Source organism: Nostoc sp. LPT (assembly GCF_017115165.1).
GTDB lineage: Bacteria > Cyanobacteriota > Cyanobacteriia > Cyanobacteriales > Nostocaceae > Nostoc.
In genome coordinates this window covers 90,590-117,458 of record NZ_JABXKF010000005.1, presented here as the reverse complement: position 1 = coordinate 117,458, position 26,869 = coordinate 90,590, and the positions used below count along the sequence as shown (strand labels likewise).

Annotated in this window: 17 protein-coding genes; 1 reads left to right on the top strand and 16 read right to left on the bottom strand. The window is 40.8% G+C overall.

What is annotated here, in order from left to right; genetic code table 11:
- Nucleotides 1-11 precede the first annotated feature (11 nt).
- From HWQ58_RS01265 to HWQ58_RS01220, 10 genes are all read right to left on the bottom strand, one after another.
- The gene (locus HWQ58_RS01265) at nt 12-2,030 is read right to left on the bottom strand and encodes a tetratricopeptide repeat protein (protein ID WP_292856796.1); all 2,019 of its coding nucleotides are present in this window, start codon (nt 2,028-2,030) and stop codon (nt 12-14) included.
- Between the two features lie 434 nt (nt 2,031-2,464).
- Complete coding sequence (locus HWQ58_RS01260; RefSeq protein ID WP_292856794.1) at nt 2,465-3,763, bottom strand: calcium-binding protein; 1,299 nt, start codon at nt 3,761-3,763, stop codon at nt 2,465-2,467.
- 113 nt (nt 3,764-3,876) lie between these two features.
- Nucleotides 3,877-4,047, bottom strand: coding sequence for a hypothetical protein (locus HWQ58_RS01255; protein ID WP_292856792.1), 171 nt, complete (start codon nt 4,045-4,047; stop codon nt 3,877-3,879).
- Between the two features lie 6 nt (nt 4,048-4,053).
- Nucleotides 4,054-5,316 (bottom strand): nif11-class peptide radical SAM maturase 3, encoded by a 1,263-nt coding sequence (locus tag HWQ58_RS01250; RefSeq protein WP_292856790.1) that lies wholly within the window; start codon nt 5,314-5,316, stop codon nt 4,054-4,056.
- A 67-nt stretch (nt 5,317-5,383) separates the two neighbouring features.
- Entirely contained in the window at nt 5,384-5,824 is a 441-nt protein-coding gene (locus HWQ58_RS01245) for a Nif11-like leader peptide family RiPP precursor (protein ID WP_292856788.1), read from the bottom strand.
- Nucleotides 5,825-5,889: 65 nt separating this feature from the next.
- A complete protein-coding gene (locus HWQ58_RS01240) occupies nt 5,890-8,982 on the bottom strand; it encodes a tetratricopeptide repeat protein (RefSeq protein ID WP_292856786.1) in 3,093 nt (1,030 codons plus the stop codon).
- 639 nt (nt 8,983-9,621) lie between these two features.
- On the bottom strand, nt 9,622-9,810 hold the full coding sequence (locus HWQ58_RS01235; RefSeq protein WP_292856784.1) for a hypothetical protein: 189 nt from the start codon (nt 9,808-9,810) through the stop codon (nt 9,622-9,624).
- 438 nt (nt 9,811-10,248) lie between these two features.
- A complete protein-coding gene (locus HWQ58_RS01230; protein ID WP_292856782.1) occupies nt 10,249-11,034 on the bottom strand; it encodes a peptidylprolyl isomerase in 786 nt (261 codons plus the stop codon).
- 107 nt (nt 11,035-11,141) lie between these two features.
- Nucleotides 11,142-12,686, bottom strand: coding sequence for an HlyD family efflux transporter periplasmic adaptor subunit (locus HWQ58_RS01225; RefSeq protein WP_292856780.1), 1,545 nt, complete (start codon nt 12,684-12,686; stop codon nt 11,142-11,144).
- 135 nt (nt 12,687-12,821) lie between these two features.
- Nucleotides 12,822-15,932: a peptidase domain-containing ABC transporter gene (locus tag HWQ58_RS01220; RefSeq protein WP_292856778.1), complete on the bottom strand. Its 3,111-nt coding sequence runs from the start codon at nt 15,930-15,932 to the stop codon at nt 12,822-12,824.
- A 2,582-nt stretch (nt 15,933-18,514) separates the two neighbouring features.
- On the opposite strand from HWQ58_RS01220, the gene HWQ58_RS01215 reads away from it, so the two are divergent.
- A complete protein-coding gene (locus HWQ58_RS01215; protein ID WP_292856776.1) occupies nt 18,515-19,714 on the top strand; it encodes an acyl-CoA dehydrogenase family protein in 1,200 nt (399 codons plus the stop codon).
- A 512-nt stretch (nt 19,715-20,226) separates the two neighbouring features.
- Here the strand turns inward: HWQ58_RS01215 and HWQ58_RS01210 are convergent.
- The 6 genes from HWQ58_RS01210 to ssuD form a co-directional block, all read right to left on the bottom strand.
- Nucleotides 20,227-20,421 (bottom strand): hypothetical protein, encoded by a 195-nt coding sequence (locus tag HWQ58_RS01210; protein ID WP_138502135.1) that lies wholly within the window; start codon nt 20,419-20,421, stop codon nt 20,227-20,229.
- Nucleotides 20,422-20,791: 370 nt separating this feature from the next.
- Entirely contained in the window at nt 20,792-21,742 is a 951-nt protein-coding gene (locus HWQ58_RS01205) for a D-2-hydroxyacid dehydrogenase (RefSeq protein WP_292856774.1), read from the bottom strand.
- An 81-nt stretch (nt 21,743-21,823) separates the two neighbouring features.
- Nucleotides 21,824-22,771, bottom strand: coding sequence for a D-2-hydroxyacid dehydrogenase (locus HWQ58_RS01200; RefSeq protein ID WP_292856772.1), 948 nt, complete (start codon nt 22,769-22,771; stop codon nt 21,824-21,826).
- A 914-nt stretch (nt 22,772-23,685) separates the two neighbouring features.
- Nucleotides 23,686-24,456 (bottom strand): ATP-binding cassette domain-containing protein, encoded by a 771-nt coding sequence (locus HWQ58_RS01195; RefSeq protein WP_292856770.1) that lies wholly within the window; start codon nt 24,454-24,456, stop codon nt 23,686-23,688.
- Between the two features lie 140 nt (nt 24,457-24,596).
- Nucleotides 24,597-25,424 carry an aliphatic sulfonate ABC transporter permease SsuC gene (gene ssuC / locus HWQ58_RS01190; protein WP_292856768.1) on the bottom strand — a complete coding sequence of 276 codons (828 nt, stop codon included), beginning with the start codon at nt 25,422-25,424 and terminating at the stop codon, nt 24,597-24,599.
- The gene (gene ssuD / locus HWQ58_RS01185; protein WP_292856859.1) at nt 25,421-26,569 is read right to left on the bottom strand and encodes an FMNH2-dependent alkanesulfonate monooxygenase; all 1,149 of its coding nucleotides are present in this window, start codon (nt 26,567-26,569) and stop codon (nt 25,421-25,423) included. The genes ssuC and ssuD overlap by 4 nt, the downstream gene beginning before the upstream one ends.
- Nucleotides 26,570-26,869: the final 300 nt, after the last annotated feature.

Genomic DNA, 26,869 nt, shown 5'->3' with positions numbered 1-26,869 from the left:
ATGAACAGTCTTCAAGTTGTTGCTACACAATTATTCAAAGGTAGTGAGGTCAACCTTAAGGCTATCTCATCCCGTAACGGAGCTGCCCTATCTTGTTCCAACCAAGCGAATAACTTTGCCAATGCTTGAGGAGAGCGATCAATTTTGAGAACCTCTTGAATTGTGCGAAAAGCTCCAGCAATATGACCAGCTTTTAAAGGAATTTCTATATCTGCTAAACAACTAATAAAGTAATGTCTACGTGATTTTGCCGTAATTTCTGCACAAAACTCAGCCGGAAGATAGCTCTCAGAAATCTCAATAGAACGACGGATGGATGCTATCCGATCTCCAGATAAGGAAAGTTCAGTTCTCATACTTTGGGAATGTACACGATAATGAACCAAAATTTCTGGCTCGTACCACCAATCATAGAAGGTGGTAATACGTTTATAGAGTTCCCAGTCGAGAGTAGAGGTTAATTCTGTATGATATCCACCTAGCCGTTCATAAGTTGTTCGACGAATCACAACAGCAGGCGGATTCAATGGGTTTGCTACACCAATAACTTGCAAGAAATCTGAAACTATACCTCTATTTTGCCCGTACAATTGTTGGCGGAAAATAATTTCTCTTGTCTCATTGATATTTTCATAACCTGTAAAAGCTGCTCCAACGGAATCTGGACAACCTTCTAGACTCTGCTTGAGGCGAGTATAAAAACCTGGCAACACATAGTCATCATCATGAAGTAAGTGAATCCACAATCCTCGACTATTACTAACTCCTGCATTCCAAGTTCCCTGCTGTCTAAGATTTTGCGGATTGCGGTAATAGCGTACTATTCCTCGCCCGATCGCATTTACTAGTTGATACAGAGGTGGCGTACTTGCATCATCAATCACAAGAATTTCCATTTCCTCAATACCTGACCATTGAGCTATGACACTGACTAAGGACTCTAGCAGATAATCAGGACGTTGATATGCAGGAATAACCACACTCCAAAAAGGTCGCTTGTCTTCCGTTTCCGATACTGAAGGGATTAGTGGAAAGTAATACTCACCTATTTGCACCTCTTTTTGAAGAAGTAGGGGAGTTGCTGATATCTCATCTTTGTTTTCTTGGGTAGCTGCAAATACTTTGGCATAATGTGGATTAATTAGCTTTAACCCTTGTTGATAAGCAGAGATCGCCTCTGTTAAATTATTCTGCTGTTGGTAAATTTTGCCTAAGTTGAGGTAAACTTCTCCATAGTTGGGATTAAGTTCCAAGAGTTTTTGATATGATGCGATCGCCTCTTCTAATTCTCCTTGTTCTTGCAGTGCTAACCCCAAGTTATAATGAGCTTCTTGCAAGTCTGGCTGTAGTGCGATCGCTTGCTTGTGACAAGTAACAGCATTTTTAAAATCAAGAGCTTTTTTCCGGGCAACACCCAATTTATTATTTAATTGTGCATAGTGCATTTTCTGATTGCTGGAGAGCTTACCTTTAGCGTGTAGCGCATTGCCCAAATTCGTCTCTGCTTCTATAAAGTCTGGCTTTAACTCTAGAGCTTTTTGATAATAGTTAATTGCTTCTTCAAATAATCCTTGTTGTTGCAGAGTATAGCCCAAGTTGTTGTAAATTGGCAGTGAGTTAGGTAACAAAACTAAAGCTTGCCTATAAGCTTTCTCTGCTTCTGAAAACTGTTCCTGGACTAAACGCAAATTACCTAAACTGAACCAAGTATTAACAGAATTTGGTTGAACATGCGAAGCCGCACTTAGCCACTGTTCAGCAGTTTGGTATTGCCCCATCTGCTGCGCCAACATCCCTAAACCATATAAAGCTTCAGGGTTGTCAGGTTGTTTTTCCAGAACTTGAATATATAGCAGTTCCGCTTCCACTAAACGATTGTCTCGTTGCTGTTGAACTGCTAGTTCGAGGATTTCAGCTACTTCTGTTTTATCTAGCAATTCAGCATCATTCTTTTGACCTGACTGATGCTTCTGCACTGCAATTTGAATAAGAGATTTAACTTTCGATTCTGAAATATTTGTAGTATCCATAACTTGATTAATTTGATATTAAATTGTTATTGTTATAGATTCTAGTATAGCTTCAGAAAATAGATGATAACTATCAATAAAATAAATAATATTTTACCTATTTTTATCTGTTAATAAAGCAAGGCTATTTCATTAGACAAGGGAGATATTTTGTCAACAGTATGTACGAAAAACTAGCCTGAAATCAGTAATCTAAAAATTACCAACTCAAGTAAATTTCGGTACGTACACCATAGGGGTTACTGTTGGCAAAGTCTCTCCCACAAAAGCTATCAACATTTTATTGTCCAATCAGATTTTTTACTTACCTGATTGTTTTGACTGAGATGCTTGTAAATCAGAGTCTTTTAAGGGATGAAATAGCTCTGCTTTTTCAGGTGAGAATTATCCAGAATCAGAGTAGTTTTTCTGGAGAGCAATTAGCCTTAAGCAAATTATATTACCGAGCTGATCTCACTGGCACTGACGTTTGAAAATAGTATGCTTTGTTGAGGATTATTAAAGAGAGACAAAGAATTACCGAGAGACAAAGAATTACCGAGAGACAAAGAATTATCGAGAGACAAAGAATTTAAGGTGAGAAGAGCGCCATCGTTGGTATCTGTGATGTTACCTCGACTTACCCAGCCATCTAATACAAGCTTATCAACACCAACCTGGAAATCTTGAATGACATCAAAGTCTTTTTTAAGCAAGCTATCGGTACGTTTGAAAGTAAATGTGTCATTACCATCGCCACCAACTAAGACATCATTACCACTACCACCATTCAGAGTATCATTGCCTTTACCGCCATAGAGTGTATCATTGCCATCGCCACCATTTAGCAAATCATTACCTTGTCCGGCGTCGAGGTCATCATTACCTCTGTTTCCAGATAGCTTATCATCTCCCAAGCTGGCATAAAGTTTGTCCGCCCTGTTGGTTCCCGTCAGATTATCCTTCTGAATCGTGCCATAGATAACATCTTTACCCAGGTTGCCGATTAAAGTATCTCCTGCCAATTCCACAGAACTAGTATTAATTTTAACTATAGTTAGGTTGGTATCGCGATTAAAATTCCGCTCATAAGTCCCAACAGCACTACCATTCAAGAAGTCAGTACCATTGTCGCCATCAATATCAGAATCTTTATCACGACTGTCAATTGTGACATTGCGACTACGACCAAATTTTAGATCCCCGATTTGATCTGAGGAGACTAATTTACCCTGAATGCCAAAATAATCTAAAACTCTGGCCTTGTTAGGATTTGTGGTATCTAATACCAAAAAAGTGGTTGTAGACTGACCCTTATTATATTCAACGTCAGGATTTTCAATTTCTTTAGCTGCCAATTTTAAATCTGCTGAAAAATCAAAAGAGAAGCTTTCTTTACGAGCAACCGCAAAACTAGCAAGTACCTTTGCTTCGCTGTTGGAAGTACCTTCAAATTGACCACTTAATCCAACGACAGCAGCCTGAGTGAAAAGTGATGAAAAAGTTGGATCAAAACTTGCTTGAGCATCAGCAATTGCAGCAGTTATGCCACCTTGAACTAATGTATCTGCCTGGGTAGCAGTTAGAATGCTTGCAGCACCTTCACTATAGTTAGAAAAAGTAGCATCCCCTTCAGCGGTAGCAAAATTAGGACTAGGATCGGGCTTGGGATCGGGTCTATTATTGAGATTAGTTCTACCATTGAAAGAAAGTAACTTTTGGGTCGTCAGTTTTAGACTTACTCTTGATGCCATAAAAAACCTGTGTTGATTTTGTTAGTTAACAAATTTGTGCGTAAATATTCGGGGAGTAATTCTCTCCTAATTTACGAGCTAAATCTCTCGATATCCCTACCCTAATAAACCTGTCAGCTTTTATCCAGGGCTTGCTTTGCTTTTAACAGCACTTTTAAATAGCTTAATTGACTATTCCAAGCTGAACGTGGAAGTAGTGGGATTTTCTCTAATTCTTGAGATGGTGATGACTTAAGGTCAGTTTTGTTCTCTGAAATTGTGGTAATTTCTGAATTTTCTGCCATGATTTATTATCTGACAAGAGAGTAATAAAATTCGGGTTTTTGTTGCCAACTTTCCGACCACTGAATACTGTCAGCAGTAAAGTGTAATCGATCGTTTGCTGGCAATAAAGTATCTGTAGACTCGACAATTAGCTCAAATTCGCCATTATCAAATGGCAATCCTTGCGCCTTTACTTTGGGAACTACACGCTCTCTCATTCCTTGTTTGGCATGAACAAGAGCGCGATGATGACAGTAAGGATTATTACCTCTTTTATTAAAGAAAACATGGGCAGTCCAACTGCAACCCCCACGACAAAGTTCAGCATATTCGCAAGTTTTACAGAAACCCCACAGGTGTTTTGTGCCTTCAGGTGTTCCTGCTCCTAGATTGAAGCGTAATTCTTCTGCACCTTCGATAATATCATGCAAGGTTTGTTCTCGAATATTACCACCTGTATAGGCAGTAGTCGGTAGTGAGGGACAACCTTTAATCGCTCCGTCAGCTTCAATTCCCAAAGTGGAGAGTCCTGCACCGCAACCTTGCCAAAATGAGAAGTCATGCTCCTTTCCCCGTCCCCGCAACAGTCGTTCATAAGGGCCGTAGTAACCAATGTTATTTCCCGCCTGAAGTTGCACGCCTTCTTGGTAAGCACGACGCGCCACACGGGCAAGCATGGGGTAGATATCTAACAGTTCATGGGGTTGGAGGAGGATATCTGCGTTATCGGCTGCATTTCCCATTGGTACAGTTAGCTGAACTTGCCAAGCACGAGCACCAGCATCACGAATGCATTCATAGATGCACGGAAACTCTGGCGCTGACAGGCGGTTAATTTGGGTGTTGCAACCAAAAGAAATACCCACTTCTCGCAGATGACTCATGGTTTTAAATGCATATTTCCAAGAGCCTTTCTTTCCCCGCAGGCGGTCATGAGTTGCTTCCAAGCCATCAATAGAAACAGAGACGGTACGAATTCCTGCTTCCTTCATTTTTTGGGCGGTTTCTAACGAAATGCCATAACCGCCCGTAGTCATACCACATAACATTCCCGCCTCGTTAATCGCTTTGGCAATTTCCAGCCAGTCTGGACGCAGAAATGCTTCACCACCAATGAGAGTAACTTCTTTAATTCCAACTTCTGCCATCTGCTTGACGAGATCCAAAGCTTCCTCTGGGGAAAGTTCTTTGGCGCGCTCATGTCCTGCACGGGAACCACAGTGACTACAAGCTAGATTGCATTTTAAGGTAATTTCCCAAACTGCATAGCTTTTGCGGTGATATGTCATAGGTTAACTCTCAATCTCAACCCTCAAAATAAACGAACGCATTCTATTTCTTCATCGTTTTATCGGGTTATTGTACTTCTGTTGAACTAACAACTGCTCCATATAACGCTTGCACAGGTGGATCTATTGCTTTGCAAGGAAGTGGCCATGGCTTTGGATTTGGTTTAGGAATCCATTTACATTTAATTGGTGGTTTTCCACATTCTTGGTCGACAGGTGGAGGTGGGACTACAACACCATACAATGGTTGAGCGACTGTGTTTGTAAGCCCGCCAAAGGCTCCTACTAATTCCTCTTCACTGAGGTCGTCAAACTGACCTAATTCTTTTAATTCCAATATTTTAATGGAGGCTGTTTCAAATTCTTCTTGAGAAAAATTATAGCCACCTTCTTCAATTACTTTTATTACTTCGTCAAGTTTATCACTCATCAATTGAGTGTAAAAAGCTTCGTCTTTAACTAGTCTGATCAGGAACTCTTTAACTCTCTCAAAAATTGTTGATGACATAATTTCTCCTGTTTTGCTATAGTAATTAGATTTTTGTTTCCTGACAATCGCATGAAATAACACGTCTAGCCATAAAATTTTAGTGGGTTCACTTGTGTAACTTCTTGTTGCTGGGTTTGGTAAATCTCTCCTAATTTCATGTTGGCTTCCTGGTGTTGGGGATTAAACTCCAAAGCTTTTTGATAGCAAGCGAGCGCTTCTTCTAGGTTCCCTTGTTCTTGCAGTATTACCCCCAAGTTATAATGGGCTTCTATCAAATCAGGCTGTATTGCGATCGCAGCTCGATAGTAAACAACAGCAGTTTGCCAATTACCTGCTTCTTGGTGGGCAATACCCATCTGATAATTCAATTCTGCATAATAGGCTTGTTTCTCTGTTGAAAGCTTCCCTTGAGCAAAAAGCGCATTCCCTAAATTGATTTTCGCTTCTATGCAGTTGGGCTGAAATTCCAGAGCTTTTTGATAGGATGCGATCGCTTCCTCCCACTTACCTTGTTGTTGCAAGGTATATCCCAAATTGTTGTAAATTGTCCCTGCATCTGGTCGCAAAGCAATAGCTTTTTGGTAAGCAGCTTCAGCTTCTGGTAGCTGTCTTTGGACTTGAAGCAAATTGCCTAAACTAAACCAAATTTTCACAGAGTTAGGCTGAAATTGCGAAGCTGCACTTAAATGTTTGTGAGCTTCCTGCAATGCACCTTTCTGCTGTGCCAGCATCCCTAAACCGTATAATGCTTCTGAATAGTCTGGTTGCTTTTCTATCACCTGACGATATAGCTGTTCGGCTGCATCTAGATGATTAGCTCGATGAGCTTGAAGTGCAAGTTGAAAGAGTTCAGCAACATCTTTAGCGTTAAATTGTCTTGGTTTATTAACCAGCTGTAAAATGAAATCTTCCAGCGCTCTAACTGGCTTTAAATCGCCATATAATTTATATTTATTTTCTGCAACTTGCTGGGAAATATATTGCCGATAGTTAGCATCTTTCCCTAGACGGATGGCGATTTGGACGTATTCTGATTTATTTGAAGCGATCGTCTCTTCTATACCCATCATCTGCAAAATTGCCAGAGAATGCCGCGATCGCATCAGTTCTCCTGGTAAAGTGACAACCGGAATATTATAAGCAATAGATTCAAGCGTGGAGTTACATCCAGACCAACCAATACTATCTAAAAAGACATCTGCTAAGGCTGTAGTCCCAGCAAACTTCCTTTCATTCAGGGGAGACAAAAATAAACAGTGATTTTGATAATCCAACCCTAATGCTGCAAAAGCATGGTTTAAGCGCTGGCGAAATACTTCTGTAAGCTCTTCAGTTGGGTTTTCAATAAACACAAATTTAGAATTCCCTAACTCTTTAGCAATGGAGGGAAAAACATCATCATGATTAGGTAAATATTTATACAGGGACTGACAACACCAGAAGAAAATATCATCCTCTTTTAAACCTATATCTGGTTTCTTAATTTCTTGGGGTTTAATTGCTAAAGGTATGTAATGAATCGATATATTTGGTAATCTAACTAATTTTTCTGTATAATGTTCTTGAGCATTTTCTGGTTCCATTAAGTCACTGCTCAAGTAATAGTCAATTGTCGGCAGTCCACTAGTCTCAGGGTGTCCCCAAGATGTCATTTGAATTGGTGCTAATCTCAGACAACCCAGTTTGATTGTCATTAAATCCATGCCAAATTCTGGGAAAATCAGGATATGTAATTTATCTTTTGTTATTACCTCACACCATTCTTCAACTGAGCGAACACCTTGGACAAATTTATCAAAACTCTTGTTGGCACTGATTGTTGAAGAATCTTTTTTGACGGCAGTGTGATAACCAAATAATTCAAATTCACTTCGATCTAGATTTTCTACCCAACCTTTAATAGGAATTTTCCAATTAGAATGGCTAGAGAAAAACCCAGAGATAATACCAACACGAACCTTTTGATTTTGATCTAAATTTGGCAGAACAAGCGGCTGGCTATCTTGGGGATAGCAACTCGACATAATCTGGGAAATCATTTCCCCATAAGTTCGCTGTAAATCTCGGTCATTTAAGCCTTGATATGCCAAATAAAAAGGCTGAAATGTTCCCACTGCATCAGCTGCTTTTGCCCGTTCTTCCTGATTAGTTAATTCATAACCTTTAGCTAAATTTTGTAAATACTGTTGATACTGATTTCGTCTGAATGCAATTTCATCAACACTAGAATAGATAATTGGTAGTTGGCTGATACAAGCACCAAATTTAGCTGTATCATAGTTTGGCGTCACCTTTACGGCTTGTTCAAATGCCTGGACTGCTGCTTCTATTTTGTTAGCAGGTATAAATACTGTTCCTAAGTTGCAATAGATGTAATCAATATCAGGTCGAAGTTTAATAGCTTTTTGATAGTATTCTATGGCAGCACCAATTCTATTTTGTGCCTTCAGAATATTTCCCAAGTTGTTATAGGTTACTGCCAAATCAGGTTGAATGCTTAAAGCTTTTTCATAAGCTACTATTGCTTGCTCAAAATTCCCTTGTTCCTCGAAAAAATACCCTAAGTTGTGATAAGTATCGGCATCATCTGGCTTAATTTTGATTGCTTGCTCACAAGATTTGATAGCATCATTTAATCGCCCTTGTTTTTGGAGTACCTCTCCTAAATTATTATGAGATTTTACCAAATCTGGCTGCAATGCAATAGCTTGGCGATAATATAACTCTGCAAACTTGAAATCGCCTGCTTGGTGTCTACCTAAAGCAAACTCGTGATTTAAGTATGCGTAGTGGACTTGTTCTTCTGGTGACAGCTTTCCTTGAGTATGGAGAGTATTACTGATGTTGATTTGCACTTCTATGGAGTCGGGGAGAATGAAGAGTGCTTTTTCATAACAGGCGATCGCTTCTTTTAGTTTGCCCTGTTGTTGCAGACTAAACCCCAAGCTGTTGTATATTTTTGCTGCTTCTGGCTGTAATCGCAAAGCTGCTTGAAAAAATTGTTCTGCATTTTGATATTTTTCCTGCTGCTGTGCCAGCATACCTAATCCATATAATGCCTCTGACTGCTTGGGATTTTTGTCTATAATTTGACGATAAACCTCTTCAGCCTGGGTGAAGCGTTTGGCTCGTTGATATTGAAGAGCGAGTTGAAGAGCATCAGGAATTGTGGTCACGTCGCTTTGCTCCGAGTTCAAAATTAACAATCCCCATAAATAAATTTAGGAGTTTATATCCTTTTATTTAGGGGTTATAATTTATACAATTATTTTTATTTAATGAATGTGTCTTTTGTTCCTATATCTGCAAACAACTCAAGTTTTTGAAACTTATAACTGAATTCGTTTCAAATCAAGTGATATCATGTCTGCTTGATTACTTACTAAACTTAGTTAAAAGGAATTTTACGCTTCTCTACCTTTCGGGGATCTATCAAGAAGCTTACGGCTACGAGAAAGTGTTTCACTTATGACTATCAACCCAGAGTTTTAATTCAGGGCTGGCAAACATTACAGACAGTAATACCAATTCAAAATTCATGCATTAAGAAAGCCAGACAGAACAAAGGTTTGGGAGTATGTATCTGTCGCATTCTTTTTTCAAATTAGTGTAACCTGAGTTGAGAACTAAATGTTAGGTTGTAAAAATTTATTGCGGAAATAGTTTTTTGAGACTAAAGGGTGTATTTTTGGTAAAAGCCGAAGGCTCAAATGAGCAAAGAACCTTCGGCGATTTATAAAATCTATTAGGCTTTCGAGCCTAACTCTACTTGCAGGAGTTAATACTTTTTGCGAGTAGAGTTTAATTATTAGTTACTACTTAGTAATAGCAACACTTTTTGAAGCACTAACAGAAGAATTATTAGTGGTTTCGGCGAGAGTCGCGGTAAAAGTGAAGGTGTTTTTGCCTAATGCCTTAGCAAATGCGTCTGCAAAAGCCTTGTTGGCTCCACCAACAATTTCTTCAGAGGTATTTTCCAAGTAGTTTAGATCAGAAATAATCATTTGAGTTTCTCCTAAAATTTGTAACTGTTGTTGGAAATCTTTTGTATAACCAACTTGTTTTGTTTGGCTACATACTTAATATACCTCATTTCTCAAAGAAGTCAATACTTTTTTGATAAAATTTTGATTAGCAAAACTAATACATTTAAAGTTAGAAATTATCACAATATAATATTAATTGAATAAGAAAAAATTGCATTATAAATTTAAGCAGTAATTTAAATTATTGCTGTCTAGCAAGAGTTATAGCGATTTAATTTGATTTTTTAACAACGCTAAATTAGCACTTTGTAGATTTATTCAGAAAACACTAAAAAAGAAAAATTAGTATGTTTTTAAGCAAACAAAACCTGCATTTACAACATTTTTGAAGATTAGAGACATCTACTCTAAGTCAGAGGAGATAGTTAGCAACAAAAAGATTTTAAATCCGATAAATTATTTAGTTTTAGTAAATATATCTACTAATTCTTCATGCGAACCTTCTGAATCTATTTGAGTAACTATTTTCATCGTGGTGATTTGTTGCTTTAACCACTCAGAAAAGGATTCTGTAATGATTTTTTGGCGCAATTGTTCATCTAATTGCGGTTGAATGATTTCTTCCACCCAAATTAAATACACTCCCTTGGAAGTCGTTATCGGTTTGAGAGCTTCTGGTGGTGCAGCAGCAAAGACAGCGGCTGCAATCTCTGGACGAAAATCTTTGCGGTATCGGAGTCCTTTATATCCATAAGCACGACGGGCTTCGGGTTCTGAGATATATAGACGAGCAATATCTGGAAAATTGATTTCGCCTTCTTCTAGGGCATAAAAAAGCTCTAAAGCCAAGTCTCGATCCTCGAAGACAACTTCGTAGGTAACGGCGGCGATATAATCTAGCTGATGTTCGTAAAAGTGCTTTTCCAGTTGATTGGAAAATAGATGATTCGCTAACTTCCGCGAAAGGATGTTGTTGTAGGCTAATTCTTCAAACTGATTCACAGAGAGGTGGTGTTTTTCTAGCCATGTCCAGGTGTCTTTAGCTTTGACAAGCTTTTTGGCGAACCTTAAGTTATCTCCTTCTTGCTGTAGTTCTTCTGGCGTGACTGTAATTCCTGTCGCTTGAGCTGCTTCGGCAATAATACTTTGCGATGCGATCGCTTCCACAACAGCAGGTATCTGACAGGAGAGTTTAAGACTGTGAATGATATCTGAGGTGGAAATAGTTAAATTGTGAGGCATAACACTATATCTCCAATAATTAAGCGGATCGGGGATTGGGCACGGGGCATTAATTATTCCTCCAATCTCCCTTCTTTTATTTCCTGATTCCAATGCGATACCTTTAACTACATCTCCAAACCGCCCTTTTTCAGTTTCTTGAACGGATCTAGAACAAAGTCAATTACTCGCCGTTGACGAATGATGACTTCAGCATTTGCTGTCTGACCGGCACCTAATGGAATACGTTTGTTGCCATTTTGGACATACTGCTGGTCTAAGATAATTTCTAATTCATAGGTTTCGATGTTGCCTTGGGGTGTTTGGCTAACTTTCGAGTCAGGCGAGATCCAAGTAACTTTTCCTTGCACGATGCCATACTCTTGGAAGGGATAGGCATCAAACTTAACTTTTACTGGCATTCCTACCTTCAAGAAACCGCTATCCTGATTAGGCATATTTGCTCTGAGTACGAAGTCTGTTTTCGTGGGTGCGATTTGAGCAATCCTTTGACCGACTTGTACCACCGCTCCTGGCTTAGTGGTGGGTAATTCAAAAATCACCCCATTAATTGGCGATCGCACCACTCGCTGCTGAATTTGCAATCTTGTAGATATAAGCTGGCTTTTAGTCTGAGCGATTTCTGATTGCGTTGCTGTTATTTGTGCCTGTATGTCTTTTAACTGCTCCTGATTTTTCATTACAGCCAGTTCTCCGGCTTGCATGGCACTTTTATAGCTACTTTGTTCTTCTTGCAGTCGGAGTTTTGCCTGTTTGATATCAGACTCCAAGGTTTTGATAGTTACTTGATAATTATTTAGCTCTTGGGTTAAACGCAATTGAGCTTGTTTTATATCTGATAAAGACCTGTTATAGAGTCGTTTGCTTTCTTGTTCTTCTTTTTTGAGTTGATCAACTTGGGTTGCAGACACTGCACCATCTTGAACAAGTTGGCTATAACGTTCGACTTGCCCAGAATCTATACTCAAACGGGCTTTAGCCGATTCCCGGTCATCTTTACTGGTGGAAATTTGCTCCTCTGCTTGCTTAACTAATGATTGTTTTTCTAACTTTTGGAGGTTATAGCTACTCAGTTTGGCATCCAGGTTTTGCTGCACCTGGTTAACTTGAGCCATTTTTTCTAATTCTTGGGATTTATTTTGTTGTTCTAAAAGACTCGTTGACATTAGGAGTTGATTTTTCAGGACTTCCAGTTGGGATTGCCGATTTTGTAGCCCTTGCAATTTGCTCTGGACTTGTTGCAGTTCCGTTTGTAGCAACTCAGAATCCAGTTCCAGTAAAACCTGCCCGGCTCTAACTGTATCTCCTTCTTTAACTGTAACTGCTTTGACACTCCCAGCAGCTTGAGCATCTAATTTTTGAGTTGCGCCTTTAGGTTCCATACGCCCTCTGGCGCTACCAGTTTCATCTACTTTCGAGAGAGTTGCCCAAGGCAAGAATAGACCAGCAAAGCCGATGAGCGTATACAACAAACCACGAGTCCAAATTCGAGGTAAGGCATTGAGTAGTTTTTCTGTACCGTAGTACAAATCTTGACTTTCATTTTCTGCCTCTGTCTGCTCGTCAAATACTGATTCTTCTTGCTGTTTGTAACCCTGATATTTATCTTGCTCATCTTGGGGAAGTGGGGACGATCTATTGGGATGTGGCATGGTTTTATTTCCGATAACAGTAGATGGGGAGTGGGGGAGAAATCAATTCAAAATTCAAAATTCAAAATTGTATCCTTACAGGCAAGCTAAGCTACGCGCACAATCTCGTCGAGAAGAAGACTGCCCAATGCCCCATCAACTAACTTGAGACAGCTGTTGTTGATTCAGGTAGTAGTAATGACCTTTTTTAGCGATTAATTCGTCGTGGGTACCGCTTTCTACTAAAATACCTTGATCCAAAACCAGGATTAAGTCGGCGTTGCGGACTGTAGAGAGGCGATGGGCAATAATTACACTTGTGCGTCCTTTAAGAATTGTTTTAAGGTTGTTTTGAATAATCCGTTCTGATTCTGAATCTAGGTGACTAGTGGCTTCATCAAACAGTAATAACCGAGGATTTCCGAGCAAAGCACGAGCAATAGCTAGGCGTTGGCGCTGTCCCCCAGAAAGCATTCCGCCGCTTTCACCAATTTCGGATTCGTAACCCATCGGTAATTTTTGAATAAATTCATCGGCTCCGGCATATTTTGCTGCTTGGCTAATTTCTTCTAAAGAAGCATTTGAATTAGCGATCGCAATGTTTTCGCGAACAGTCCCACCAAACAGAAAAGTATCTTGGTCTACAACGCCGACTTGGGAACGGAGTGATCGCATCGATACACTGGTGATATCGTTACCATCAATGAGTATTTTGCCATCTGTCGGTGGGTATAAACCCAAAATCAATTTACTGAGAGTTGTTTTTCCAGAACCGCTGCGCCCTACGACTGCAACCATCTGTTCCGGCTGAATTTCAAAGTTGAGATTTTCTAATACGTTAGTGTCACTTTCTGAGTGATAACGAAAGGTAACATTCTGAAAACAAATGTTACCGCGGAGTTTACCCAACGACTTACGGGGTTTATTTGCTAAGTCTTCTTCTGGTTCCGCCTCCAACACATCATTAATCCGTTCGGTAGAAATCACGATTTCCTGTAATTGATTCCACAGCAAAGCCAGTCGCTGGAAAGGACTCAAGACGTTACCCACCAACATATTGAAAGCAACTAGTTGTCCAATAGTTAGTTCGTTATTAATTACCTGGGTTGCTCCGTACCACAGCAATGAAGTGTTTACAAAGGTGTGGATGACGCCACTGATAATTTGCAAGCGATTGTCAATTATTTGAGCATTAAAGTCTTTTTTGATTAAATCATTCAGCAATTCCTCCCAACGCCAACGCACTGTCTGTTCAATTGCTAATGAGCGGACGGTACGAATTCCGTTTAGGGATTCTATGAGATAGCTTTGTTCTTTAGTACCTGCATTAAAAATATCTCTGGAGATGCGGCGCAAAATACTTGTGCTGGCCAGCGCCAAGATAAAAAATGGCGGTACAGTACACAGCACGAATAATGCCATCCGCCAGCTATAGGAGAACATCAAAGCCAGATAAACCACTAATGTCAGCATATCCAACACAATGGAGAGTGTCTGACCAGTGAGGAAATGCTGAATTTTCTGGCTTTCTTGGATGCGCGAGATTATATCCCCAACGAAACGCGACTCGAAATAAGCAAGGGGTAAACGGAAGGTATGTTTGATGAAGCCTACGAGTAAGGCGATACTAATGCGGTTAGCAGTATGAAATAAGAGATATTGCCGTACACCGTTAACAGCAACACCAAACAACCCAAAAACAATCATTCCCAAACCAATGGCGTTTAAGGTTGGAACGCTACGTTGTACAAGTACTCTGTCGAGCAACAACTGGGTAAATACTGGCGTTACTAACCCAAATAATTGAATTATTACCGAAGCTATGAAAATTTCTACCAGTGTTCGATAGTGAGGTTTGACTAACTCAAAAAATTTCCAGAAGCTTCTACTTTCGTCCTTAGCACTTTTTAGTAGAGCTGTAGGTTGCAGTAACAATGCATAACCAGTCCAACCTGCTTGAAATTCAGCTTTTGTCAGACTGCGTTGACCAAGAGCTGGGTCACATACAATCACCCGCTTTTTAGTGATTTCATAGACAACAATAAAGTGTTTACCTTCCCAGTGAGCAATTGCGGGTAAAGGTTGTTCTGCTAATTTATCAAGAGTAGCTTTCACTGGACGGGTGGCAAAACCCAAATATTCTGCTGTTGCTGCCATCGCCTTTAGGGATGCACCGTTGCGAGTGACATTGGTCATATCCCGTAGGCGATTGATACTAAAATGTTTGCCCCAATAGTTACCAATCATCACCAAGCAAGCAGAGCCACAATCAGCTGCACTTTGTTGGGCATAGAAGGGATAGCTTTTGGTGATGCGTTTCCACCAATGCCCCATTTGTACTTTCGGACTGGGAAAGTAAAAACGTGATTTTTTTGTTGGCTGTTCTTGTGACTGCTTCTCTCTTTGGGGAAAAGGAATAATTTTAGATTTTGGAAATTGGGAAGTTTTTTCTCTAGTACCCAGTCCCCAGCGATGCACTGAGCCGGTCGTTGTGTCCTCAGTCTCCGATTCCGTTTCGCTGACGCTCATGGCAAAAGCCCACTCCCCCAACTCCGGGAAGTATTCTAGTGCTGTTTGCATCTGGTCATTTTTCAGAATGTAAGCAATCGTTGGTTGCGTTGTTTGCCAATCTCCTTGTTTTGGTTGAGCAAAGATTGTACCTGGTGTCAAAGAATGGCCTTCAGAATGCCGCAGTTGACCTTTGTATAATAGCCACAACTGTGAATCTTGGGATATTTGTGGACTTACAGAGCCAGTTTCTAACTGGTGTCGCTCAAACAAAGATAAGGCTTTGAGCATTCCTGAAACTTGTGATGTATGGCGTGGAAATTGTGATACTTGGCGACATAACAACAATAAATCCCAAAGTTCTGCACGGGCGAATAGGCGATCGCGAATGTTAGGATACTTGTCTATCAACCTTTGCAATGCTTCCTGTCTGAAATAGCCAAGTTTTAAGCTTGTCGAAGCTCTAACTACATAAGGACTAAAGTTAGCTTCGGGAAACAAAGTCAATTCACCAAAAACAGACCATGCACCAAAGGTAGTAATTAAATTCTCAGAACTATCTAACAGTCGAACTTTACCTGTAAGAATAATGTATATACCAGGATTCGTCTGTGCAGATTGCCAGAATTGCTTTGCTGATGGTGGCTCCACAATTTCCATTTCTGCCAAGAAGTTCTCTAATTCTTTTTCTGAAAGTTTTGTATCCAAGGTGTACAAAAGTCTTTCACCCACATGTTGCTCAGAAAGCACTGGTGGCATTTTCTAATCTCCACAAAAAAATTTAGTTATCAGTCTAAATGCAATTTCAAAATTCATTAAAAATATTATTATTTAATCCCGTGTTTTCACCGAGGAAACTATAAGCTTTCTTAGAGTAAAGTTAGAAAGAAATAGCCTGGTAGCAAAGCATCTATCTTTTACATATAAAGTACATTAAAGGATTTTTATGAAGTGGACAACCCACTTGTTGCAGCCAGTTATTGATGTGGCAATAACTAGTCTAAATGTCAAAATATCGAGCTATAGCTTTGTTTACCTACATTCAGCTTCCAGAGCAACTAACTGCATTGACATACTCCACACAAATATGGATTACTCATTTTGGCAATCAGCGGCGGTTGTAAGTGATGATTAAGAGGAATTATTTTCGGAGCGTAATTTGCTATATGCAACAATAGCTATGCAAAGTATTTTATTTCTCAATCACAAACTCTCGAAGTTTTTTCTAGTTCGGGACAATTTTCTGGCTGAACGTTAGCTTTCATCCTCTTGAACAACACCTGACTCGGAAGAATTTTTAAAAGAATGTTTTCAGACATTCCTAACTTTTTAACAGCATTGTCTGGACTTATGGTGTGACATAATTGTAGTTATAAATTGTATTGAGTCGTAAATTATGGAAAAAGGTAATTCATTGCAGTTGTGTGAACAAAGCCTGACAGCAAAAAAACCACAACTACAAATCTGACTAACCTTATAGTGTTAATCAGAAATTTACGCAATGTGTAATTAGCTCCCGGCATATTCCCTTAGTGCTTTGTAAGTCTGGGGGATTAGTCTCCGGGATAGCCTCATCCTTATCGTGCAACCTCGATCAAAACAGGGTTTTGAGTAGGCTACAAGAAACAGATAACTATAAAGCTATAAAAGCACATCGCAATTTTTGTTTAATGTAGTATTTTACCAATTAAGCAAAACTCCACTTAAACAAATATTGATTAAGTTTGCTTGGAGATTCCAAGATGGATCTTTTCCCAGCACTACTTAGTATCTTTAATGGAACATCTAGCAAGTCATTTAACGTTTGTATTATACCTCCTATAGTGTAATAAATGCAAGTTACTAAAAGAGACTTACTAACATCATATTTACATACAAACATGATATTTACATAATTAGTTTACACTCATTAGCTCTTAAATTTAGATATTTTAGGAGTTTCTTAATGTAAATTTTCTGACAAGTCACTTAATAGATGATTTTTAACACAAAAAATATATTTCACAACCATTTATACATTAAATCTTTAAATAGCTAGGCGGCATAACATGATGAGAGTCATAACGGCGACTATTGTTTGCTTAAAAGTGATATTTTAAGTTGTTTGAATTAGCTGTGAGATAAAACACATGAATGTTGTGATCGAGCACACACACTAGTTAACTACGGTAATCTTAGCATTTTTTTTCCATCAAGGGCATAGCAGCAATACATATTACAGCTTGATAGAAGTTGAGAAATAACCGTCATGTTTAAATGTGCCTATAGTTCAAAAAATGACAATAAGTCGCAAATTCGTCTTTTAAAACCGAAGATTGCGATGCGATCGAGTAAAGTAATAAATGGATAAAAATGGTGGTTATAGAGCCAGTGCCCTGACGAAAGTGTGACACCATAGATTTGGTAAAATATCGGAAATCATCTATAGCAGTTCTCAATCAGATGAGGTACATCCTCAAAGTTAAAAAATTTATATATCAGGTCCAGTTATACCTCAGTAGCAGAGAAACCGCTATCAAAGCAACCAATATCACGTTGGTTGCGATCGGCAATGCCGTTGCTGCATATTTATCCATTGGAAAATCTACTTGATGATAAAATTATCCCTCTGTTATGCAAAGATATTTAATATTATCTCAACAGAGAATATTAAACGCTTGTTTCTCCGTGCTTGGTTCCAAACTAGGATTTTTTAGCTTTGCCGCTTGAGTAGGGCTTTGAAAAAGACTCAAACCTACATCTATCTGAGAGTTCAACTCTTGTGAGTTGGAGAGGCTATTTACAGACTGAGTACTGTGATTCACCGCTCAACGAATCGCACGTTATGATTCCCTTTCTCTATGCAGAAAGCTCAAAAACCCCTCCCCTCTGCACCTGGAGCGGACAATCATGATAAGTCTTTAACCGGACATGATATAAGCTGTTTACGGACGCGCTTGCTTCCGTTATTGATGGAAGAAATAAGTCAAATCCTCTTCCCTTCTGCCTCCTGCCGACGCTCTCTACGAGACGCTGCGCGAACGCGGACTCGCTTGCCGCCGGCGCTATCCTGCCTCCTGCCTTGTTTCTTAAGAGTTGTGGGACGATCGCTGAATTCTCTGCTTGGCTTGCTCTATGAAAGTAGTTTGTGTCATACTTACAGTAATTACTAATTACTAAATTCCGGTCGATTTTAAGTAGGATTTTCAGGATCGCTAGAAGTAATACAGTTAGCACAATCAGGATTGAGGATTGAGGGGAGACTGCCGTTGTGCGAAAAATTGATGTTCCTGCAAACTTGAGATTCCCATATTGAAAAACATCTCTGGTTTAGTAGTACAGTGAATTGTGAAGGAGTATTTATGTCACAGTTGGAGCAAGCAGTGCCAGACACCTTTGTAGCCAAAGGCTTAGAAACTCTCCCTCATATTTTCGACCGAGTTGAGGCTCTGGCCAAAGATTTTGCCACCCGCGCAGGGGTACACGATAGAGATGCTTCCTTTCCCTTCGAGAATTTTACAGCTTTGGATGAGGCAGGATTGCTCAACCTCACCATTCCACGTGAATTCGGTGGTCAGTATTTGGGGTTGGCAACTATCTGCCGGGTGATTGAAGGGATAGCGCGTGGCGATGCTTCGACCGCATTAGTACTGACAATGCACTATCTTCAGCATGCTCATGCAGCCCGTAGCCGTCGCTGGCATCCAGAAGTCTATAAGCAGCTGTGTCGTGAATCAATTGAAGGCATTGCTCTGCTGAATGCTGCCCGGGTTGAACCAGAGTTAGGAACGCCAGCTAGAGGCGGATTACCTGCGACAACTGCCGAACGAACAACAGAGGGCTGGCGTTTAACAGGACATAAGCAATACACCACGGGCAGTCCCATCCTCAGCTATTTTGTTGTTTGGGCACGGACAACTGAAGATGAACCACAAGTTGGGAATTTTCTAGTTCCGCGCGATCTGCCTGGTTTGCGAATTATTGAAACCTGGGATCACTTGGGAATGAGGGCTACAGGCAGCCACGACCTCATTTTAGAGAATGTATTAATTCCCTCAGAGTATGCTCTAAATATCAACCCCATATCTGCTGCGCCATCTTTTGATCCGCTAATTTCCACTTGGGGCAGTTTGACAGTGAGTGCCTTATATCTCGGTGTTGCGATTAGTGCGCGAGACTGGCTTGCTAAATATCTTTGGGAGCGATCGCCTTCTAATCTCCAAGAGCCACTGGCAACTCTGCCACGCTTCCAAGCTGCCGTGGGTGAGATAGAAGCACTGCTATTTGCTAATAATAGATTGATTTATAGTTTGGCTCAAGATATTGACAAGGGTGAATATGAGCCTAACGTAGGATTACAGGCACAGGCTGTTAAATACCTCACCACAACAAACTCGATTCGTGCTGTGGAGATTGCCTTAGAACTAACTGGTAATCCTGGTTTATTAAAAAGGAATCCTTTAGAGCGTCACTACCGTGACGTTCTATGTAGCCGTATACATACACCACAGAATGATGTTATTTGCCAGTCATTAGGGAAGTCTGTACTGAAAGTCAAGTGATTAAAGACTAGGGATTAGGGACAAAGAGCAGTCAAAAGAAGCAGGAGAGAGAGGCTGGGACGAAGCTTGTAACCCCTCCCCAGCCGAGCGCCCTGGAACGGCGGGGCTTCTCTTCTCTACGAGAGGCTGCGCCAACGAAACGCTCCGCGAACGTACTCATGCTCCGCAACGCTTGGCGCAGAGTGTTGGGCTTGCTCAAGAACTGCTAAGAGCCCCCTTACCCTTTGCCTCTTCGGTGAGCAGGAGAAAGGAATCTTTCTCCATACTCAATGCTCAGTTCCCTTAAAACAATTCAGTTCCCTTAAAACAATTAGGACTTGGTTGAGTTAAGTTACTAATTAGAGCCGATGTAAGTAAGTCGGTGCAATAAAACCAAACTGTGTGAAGAAAAGTAAAGAAGCCTCAAACTCTTTCTCCCCCTGCTCCCTGCTCCCTGCCCCCTCCCTTATCCCAATAATAATTATTTACGCCGACCTACTTAGTTAAACCTTGACTTGTTGTCGGAGTTAGCTTTACTCCTGATCAATTTTTTCGATATCATCAGGTGTACCAGTGGCAGAAATTTTTGATGTGCCAGATTTGCCTGCACCTGAGTTGCCGCCAGAAGCGCCAGCACCCCCTGAGTGTTTAGAATCTGTGTTGCCTTGTTCTTCTTGAAGCTGTTCAAGGCGGTTTTTTTCTTGAGCTTTATCTTTTTGGTCAGCCATATCTTATTTACATTTTTTGCATAGCGATCGCTATATACTCTATCATTTATTTTTATTCAAGCGACATAACGAAGCAAATGCTTTTAATTGAAGCTTCTGGACTACGTTGCTGGCAATAGCTGACTCCCTTTAAGACTAGTACCGCAAGGCGGAAGTCACGCATTCAAAAGTCACGCATTCAAAAGTATTATGGAATGGGCTTTTTAGGTATTTTAAATGGTTGCTCTATTTACGCCGTGGTGTACTAGCTTGTTGATTTTTGGGTTATGAGATTGCCCAAATCCCTTTGCACACATCGTAGTGCCTCAATATTTACGTGCTATCGCATCGTTATAGGAGCAATAATTAATTTTTTGGAATTTTGAATTGCTCAGTATCCTGCTTGTTTGTCTACGACATTCCGCAAGGGCTGACCGGTTTGATAGCGTTTGAGATTGTCGATAAACAGTTGTGCTATGCGATCTCTCAGGCGTGGCGACAAGGCTGAACAATGGGGTGTGATAAAGGCGTTCGGCAACGACCACAAGGGACTTTCCGGCGGCAGAGGTTCGGTTGCAACCGTATCTAATCCAGCACCCGCAATCCATCCCTCACGTAGTGCGGTAAGTAATGCGGCTTCATCCACGATCGCACCACGAGCAATATTAATTAGGTAAGCAGATTGACGCATAGAGCGCAATACAGCTTCATCGATCAAGCCTTTAGTTTGTGGAGTCAGTGGTGTAGCAATAACTACATAGTCTGCTGACGGCAAGAGCGATCGCCACTCATCGGCACCCACAACTTTGTCAAAATTCGCTAGGGGTTCGGGATGGCGGCGACTACCCCAAACTGTGACTCCAAAGGCTTTGGCACGAGATGCGATCGCCTGACCGATATTTCCTGTACCGAGAATTAATAAAGTCGCGTCTGCCAACTCTTCGAGAAACACTCCTCTTACCCAAGTGTGTTCATCCTGCAAAGTTTGCAATTTCCGCAGATTCTTGGCGTGATAGAGCATGAATGCCAGTACAAATTCCGAAATTGGAATTGCGTGAACCCCTGCGCCATTGGTGAGGATAATCTCCTTTTGTAAAAAAGTTGGCGTGAGGATGTGATTGACGCCAGCACTCGGTGACTGTTGCCAACGCAGCGCGGGTGCTGCTGTCAGTACTTTGTCAAGGGTAGAGGTTTTCAGGTAAAATCCATTGACATAAATCTCTGCATCACTGGCATCACCATCAAAATTACCTTCACTATCCACCTCCACGACATCTATATTAGATGGTAGATGTGGCTTTATATCTGCAATGAGATGATCGGGTAAAATTAGTTTCACCATTAGTTACTCCCTAATTCCATTTTGGATTTTGGATTGTGCAACCCAATCGGCAGCACCTCTTCATTTTTAATTTTTAATTGTTTAGTATCCTGCTTTTTTATCTACTACATTTCGTAATGGTTGACCAGCTTGGTAACGCTTTAGATTGTCGATAAATAGCGCTATTGAACGCTGTTTACTCTTGGGTGAATGACCGGAAGTATGAGGTGTGATAAAGATGTTAGGAAGTGACCACAAAGGACTTTCTGGTGGTAACGGTTCGGAGTTAACTGTGTCTAATGCTGCACCTGCAATCCAGCCTTCTGTAAGCGCCTTTATTAATGCCGATTCATCGATTACGCCACCACGAGCAATATTAATTAGGTAGGCATGATTTGGGAGCGATCGCAATACAGATTCATCAATAAATTCTTTGGTTTCGGGAGTTAGAGGTGTTGCAATAACTACATAATCCACCTCTGGCAGGAGCGATCGCCATTCATCAGCACCCACTACTTTATCAAAATTTGGTAACTCTTGGGGATGACGGCGACTGCCAATAATTCTTAAGCCGAAGGGTTTAGCACGGGCGGCAATTTCTTGACCAATACCACCAGCGCCGATAATTAGCAAAGTAGCATCTGTCAACTCTTGGATGGCAAAGCCTCTTTTCCAGTGACGTTCTGCTTGTAAAGCATATAATTCCTGTAGATGCTTGGCATGAGCCAGTATATAAGTGATCACAAATTCTGCGATCGGAATTCCATGCACTCCCGCCGCATTTGTAAGGATGATATCTCTTGACAAATAAGTTGGTGTCAGGATGTGATTCACGCCTGCATTTGGTGCATGATGCCAACGCAGTGCAGGTGCTGCTTCTATTATTTTATGCAGCGTCGGAGTTCTGGATAAAAACCAACTGAAATAAACTTCAGCATCACTAGCATCCCCGTCTAAATTCCCTTCAACATCTACCCTGACAACCTCTGTATCAGGTGGTAGATGAGGTTCAATGTCAGCAACGAGATCGAGCGGTAAGATCAGTTTCATGGTAGATAACCTTTTTCCTATTTACAGGACTATCTCTAGAAATTGCTTCTGTTTCACTAATAAATTAAGTTCTATTTTCTACTAATATTAATTTTAATAATTATTTTTAATTCTATCGGACTTACGCATTGACAGGAAAGACTAAATATGTATGATTTGAAAAACCACATCTTTCGTAGGGGCACAGCAATGCTCATTGGTGTCAACTTAACGTGAAAGCCAGCCTAGAACAAGCTTTTAGATATTGTCTCGTTCCCAGTCTCAGACTGGGAATGCCAGCAAGAAAGGCTCCCCCTCTCTTGCTGGCGGCAGAGCCGCCAGGAGCAGCATTTCCTAGCAAGAGGCTGGAAACGAGGTTTTAAAGGAGTTTCAGCTGAAGTTGACACTTGTAAGCAATGCTGTGCCCGTAGGGTGCGGGTCTATTTACCATCAAAGAATGATTAATAAAAGCCTGAAACGACCTATTTTTGTAAATGCATACCATGATTAATTTGTACAGTGCGTAAGTCCTATTATGTATAAAGTCTTTAGTACACTGTGGCGGAAATTTGCCTATCTTTAACCAGTTGCTTGAGTAGAGGCAATTCATGAATTGCCTCTACTTATCTAGTTAATTGAGATGGTAGCTCGATTTACGCGCCCGCTGTACTACTACTTTGTAAAGCTAGTGCAAGAGGGTTTGTAGGAAGTACAAAGCGTGCTTAAAAAATAAGGACTAAAGTCCTTACTACGAACTTGCTTATTTATCATTTTAAACTTGACAGACTACTAGAAGCAAGAATGATCCCATTAAATTTTACAGCCTCTTTCAAAACTAGAATATCCTAAGATATTAATAATATTGATTCTCAAAGTAGCCTATTTTACTGCAGCTACCTCAAGCATTATATTAATCAACTAACGAAAGCTAAATCTCAACTACTCAACTGCAACAATTGGTTATTTGGCTGAGTATCTTCATGGCTCATTACTCGCTTGAGAATTGCTTCTCTGATATTGACAAACACTTCGCTACTCCTATCTCGCGGGCGTGAAAGTCTCACAGGCAGATCAAGAGAAATTTGCCCTTGTTCAATCACTATCACTCGGTCTGCCAACGCCACAGCCTCTTCCACATCGTGAGTAACCAAAAATGCAGTAAATCTTCGCTCTTGCCACAAGTTTTCAATCAAATGCTGCATTTCTTGGCGAGTTAGAGCATCCAATGCTCCCAAAGGTTCATCTAGCAACAACAAACGGGGCTGACTGACTAACGCTCTTGCCAATGATACCCGTTGCCGTTGTCCACCAGATAAGACATACGGCCACTCATCAGCCCGATCTTTGAGTCCGACTTTATCGAGTGCCCACAAAGCTTTTTCACGCCAATTACCTTCCAAGCCCAACCCCACGTTCTGAACAACGTGCTTCCACGGCAGCAAGCGGGAGTCTTGAAACATCACTGTTACGGAGCGGCTGAGTTTATGCAGTGGTTCTCCATCTAGTAGTATTCCGCCTGCAGTTGCTTTATCTAATCCTGACACAAGACGCAATAAGGTACTCTTACCGCAACCACTACGTCCGACAATAGCTACAAACTCACCTGCTTTAACTTCTAAATTCAGCGAGTTTAAAACAGTTTTCTTGCCGAAAGCCTTCGTCAAATCCAAAATACTTAGTTGTGTACCTTGTACATTAGGACTCACTTGCAAAATCTCCTTTTTTAGAACAATCGGGATTTGATTATTTGATGAGGCGTTGAAGAAAGCAAATCACACTCCAAATGAATAGAAGTCAAAAGTTAAAATCAAGACTTTTCAACTTTTGACTTTGGGAACTTTGGCATTTATGACTTTTGATAATTGGGGTTCCAAGCCAAGAATTTTTTTTCTAATCCTCTGGCAACAGCATCTGCTAATTTACCCAGTAATGCATAGATCACAATACTCAAGACCACAACATCAGTTTGCATAAACTCACGGGCATTCATTGCCATGTAACCAAGACCGGAATCTGCTGCGATCGTTTCTGCCACAATTAGTGTCAGCCACATAATCCCCAAAGAAAAACGGACACCAATGAGAATCGAAGACAAGGCTCCTGGAAAAATGATTTGCCACAGAAGTTGTGGTGTTTTCAATCCATAAACTTTTCCCATTTCAATCAGTCCAGGGTCAACACTGCGGATACCATGAAATGTATTGAGATATATCGGGAAAAATACCCCCATAGACACTAGAAATAATCTAGCTTGATCGCCAATACCAAACCAGAGAATTACCAACGGAATTAATGCCAAATTAGGGATAGTCCGCAGCATTTGCAGGGAACTATCTAATAACTTTTCTGCTACACGGGAAAAGCCATTGAGCAATCCTAAACCGAACCCAATACTGCCACCAACTATAAAACCAGATACTGCCCGTCCAGCACTAATTCCTATATGTTGAAAAAGTTCTCCAGTGGAGGCTAGTTTAATCGCTGTAGCGATTACGCCACTAGGGGCTGGTAAAATTCTGGTTGAGAGTAAACCAGTTTTGGAAGCAAGTTCCCAAAGTACTAGCACTAGAACGGGGACAATCCAGGGAACTATTTTCTCGATTTGCGGGTTGTCTAACACCTCGCTCAGGGATATATTATTGTTGCTTTTGGTGTGTTTAAAGGTAATAGTCATGAAGCACTCGTTAGTTGTTTAGCAAATTTTTCATTGGTGACAATTTCGCCAACAGGACTCAAGACTGGTGGCGTTAAAGGTGCAGGTTCGCTCTGCAAAGGTAGGCGTGGAAATAATAATTCAGCAGTGCGATACGCTTCTTCTAAATGGGGATATCCAGAGAAAATGAAACTTTCTATGCCCAAATTGCGATATTCCAGCATCCTAGCGGCAACAGTGTCGGCATCTCCAACTAGGGCCGTACCAGCACCACCCCGCACCAATCCAATTCCTGTCCAGAGGTTGGGGCTAATTTCTAAGGCTTCTCGACTACCACTATGTAGTTGACTCATGCGCTGCTGTCCTTCAGAATCAGAAATAGCTAAGTCTTTCTGAGCTTTAGCGATCGCATCCTCATCCACATACTTAATTAACTCATTGGCAGCATCCCAAGCAGCAGACTCGGTTTCTCGCACAATTACATGCAAGCGAATCCCAAAACGGACTGTTCTACCTTGTTCAGCCGCCAATTTCCTAACTTCAGCAATCTTTTGGGCCACTTGTTGTGGAGGTTCGCCCCAAGTCAGGTAAACATCTATATGTTTAGCAGCAACTCGCTTGGCAGCAGCAGATGAACCACCAAACCACAAAGGTGGATAGGGTTTTTGAACTGGTGGGAATAGGAGTTTACCACCTTTAATATCCAGGTAGTTTCCTTTAAAATCGACTGTTTCCCCACTGACGATACCCCGCCAAACTGTGAGAAATTCATCGGTTAAATCATAGCGATCATCATGACTAAGATGCAAGCCATCCCCAGCCAGTTGCACAGGATCTCCACCTGTCACCACATTAATCAACAATCTTCCTTTAGAAATCCGGTCAAATGTTGCTGCCATTCGTGCAGCAGCACCTGGGGAAGTAATTCCTGGGCGAATTGCCACGAGAAATTTCATCTGCTTGGTGACAGATATGAAAGCGGCGGCGGTTATCCAAGCATCTTCACAAGAACTCCCTGTGGGTAACAATGCGCCCGTGTAGCCTAAACTATCCACAGCTTGGGCAATTTGCTGCAAATAATCAGGTGTGGCAACACGAGAGCCAATATCTGTGCCTAAATAGCGTCCGTCATGAGATCCAGTAGGAATAAACCAGAGAATTTGCATGTTTGTCAAGGTATGAGGGTTTATAACTACGGCAAATCGACACAATTACCGTAGTTTTTAATCAGTATTTTACAGGAAATTATTTAAAAAACCAGTATAGATTAACGATTCATAAAGAATAACTGCCTACAAATTGACGTTTTCACACACAAACTTGATAATCATGACACTTTTGTTGCAACAATGGCTGTCGTGAAGAATACAAGTTTTGTGTCAATTACCCAACATTTTTGTGACTTGGAAGTGTTCGCTTCCGGTTTCATCGACAGAAGCCTTGCTACTTTGCAGTTTCTTAGTCTG

Excerpts from the sequence above, each read along its gene's own strand:
- HWQ58_RS01265 (WP_292856796.1), bottom strand. The coding sequence starts at position 2,030 with ATGGATACTACAAATATTTCAGAATCGAAAGTTAAATCTCTTATTCAA.
- HWQ58_RS01260 (WP_292856794.1), bottom strand. The coding sequence starts at position 3,763 with ATGGCATCAAGAGTAAGTCTAAAACTGACGACCCAAAAGTTACTTTCT.
- HWQ58_RS01255 (WP_292856792.1), bottom strand. The coding sequence starts at position 4,047 with ATGGCAGAAAATTCAGAAATTACCACAATTTCAGAGAACAAAACTGAC.
- HWQ58_RS01250 (WP_292856790.1), bottom strand. The coding sequence starts at position 5,316 with ATGACATATCACCGCAAAAGCTATGCAGTTTGGGAAATTACCTTAAAA.
- HWQ58_RS01245 (WP_292856788.1), bottom strand. The coding sequence starts at position 5,824 with ATGTCATCAACAATTTTTGAGAGAGTTAAAGAGTTCCTGATCAGACTA.
- HWQ58_RS01235 (WP_292856784.1), bottom strand. The coding sequence starts at position 9,810 with ATGATTATTTCTGATCTAAACTACTTGGAAAATACCTCTGAAGAAATT.
- HWQ58_RS01230 (WP_292856782.1), bottom strand. The coding sequence starts at position 11,034 with ATGCCTCACAATTTAACTATTTCCACCTCAGATATCATTCACAGTCTT.
- HWQ58_RS01225 (WP_292856780.1), bottom strand. The coding sequence starts at position 12,686 with ATGCCACATCCCAATAGATCGTCCCCACTTCCCCAAGATGAGCAAGAT.
- HWQ58_RS01220 (WP_292856778.1), bottom strand. The coding sequence starts at position 15,932 with ATGCCACCAGTGCTTTCTGAGCAACATGTGGGTGAAAGACTTTTGTAC.
- HWQ58_RS01215 (WP_292856776.1), top strand. The coding sequence starts at position 18,515 with ATGTCACAGTTGGAGCAAGCAGTGCCAGACACCTTTGTAGCCAAAGGC.
- HWQ58_RS01210 (WP_138502135.1), bottom strand. The coding sequence starts at position 20,421 with ATGGCTGACCAAAAAGATAAAGCTCAAGAAAAAAACCGCCTTGAACAG.
- HWQ58_RS01205 (WP_292856774.1), bottom strand. The coding sequence starts at position 21,742 with ATGGTGAAACTAATTTTACCCGATCATCTCATTGCAGATATAAAGCCA.
- HWQ58_RS01200 (WP_292856772.1), bottom strand. The coding sequence starts at position 22,771 with ATGAAACTGATCTTACCGCTCGATCTCGTTGCTGACATTGAACCTCAT.
- ssuC (WP_292856768.1), bottom strand. The coding sequence starts at position 25,424 with ATGACTATTACCTTTAAACACACCAAAAGCAACAATAATATATCCCTG.
- ssuD (WP_292856859.1), bottom strand. The coding sequence starts at position 26,569 with ATGCAAATTCTCTGGTTTATTCCTACTGGATCTCATGACGGACGCTAT.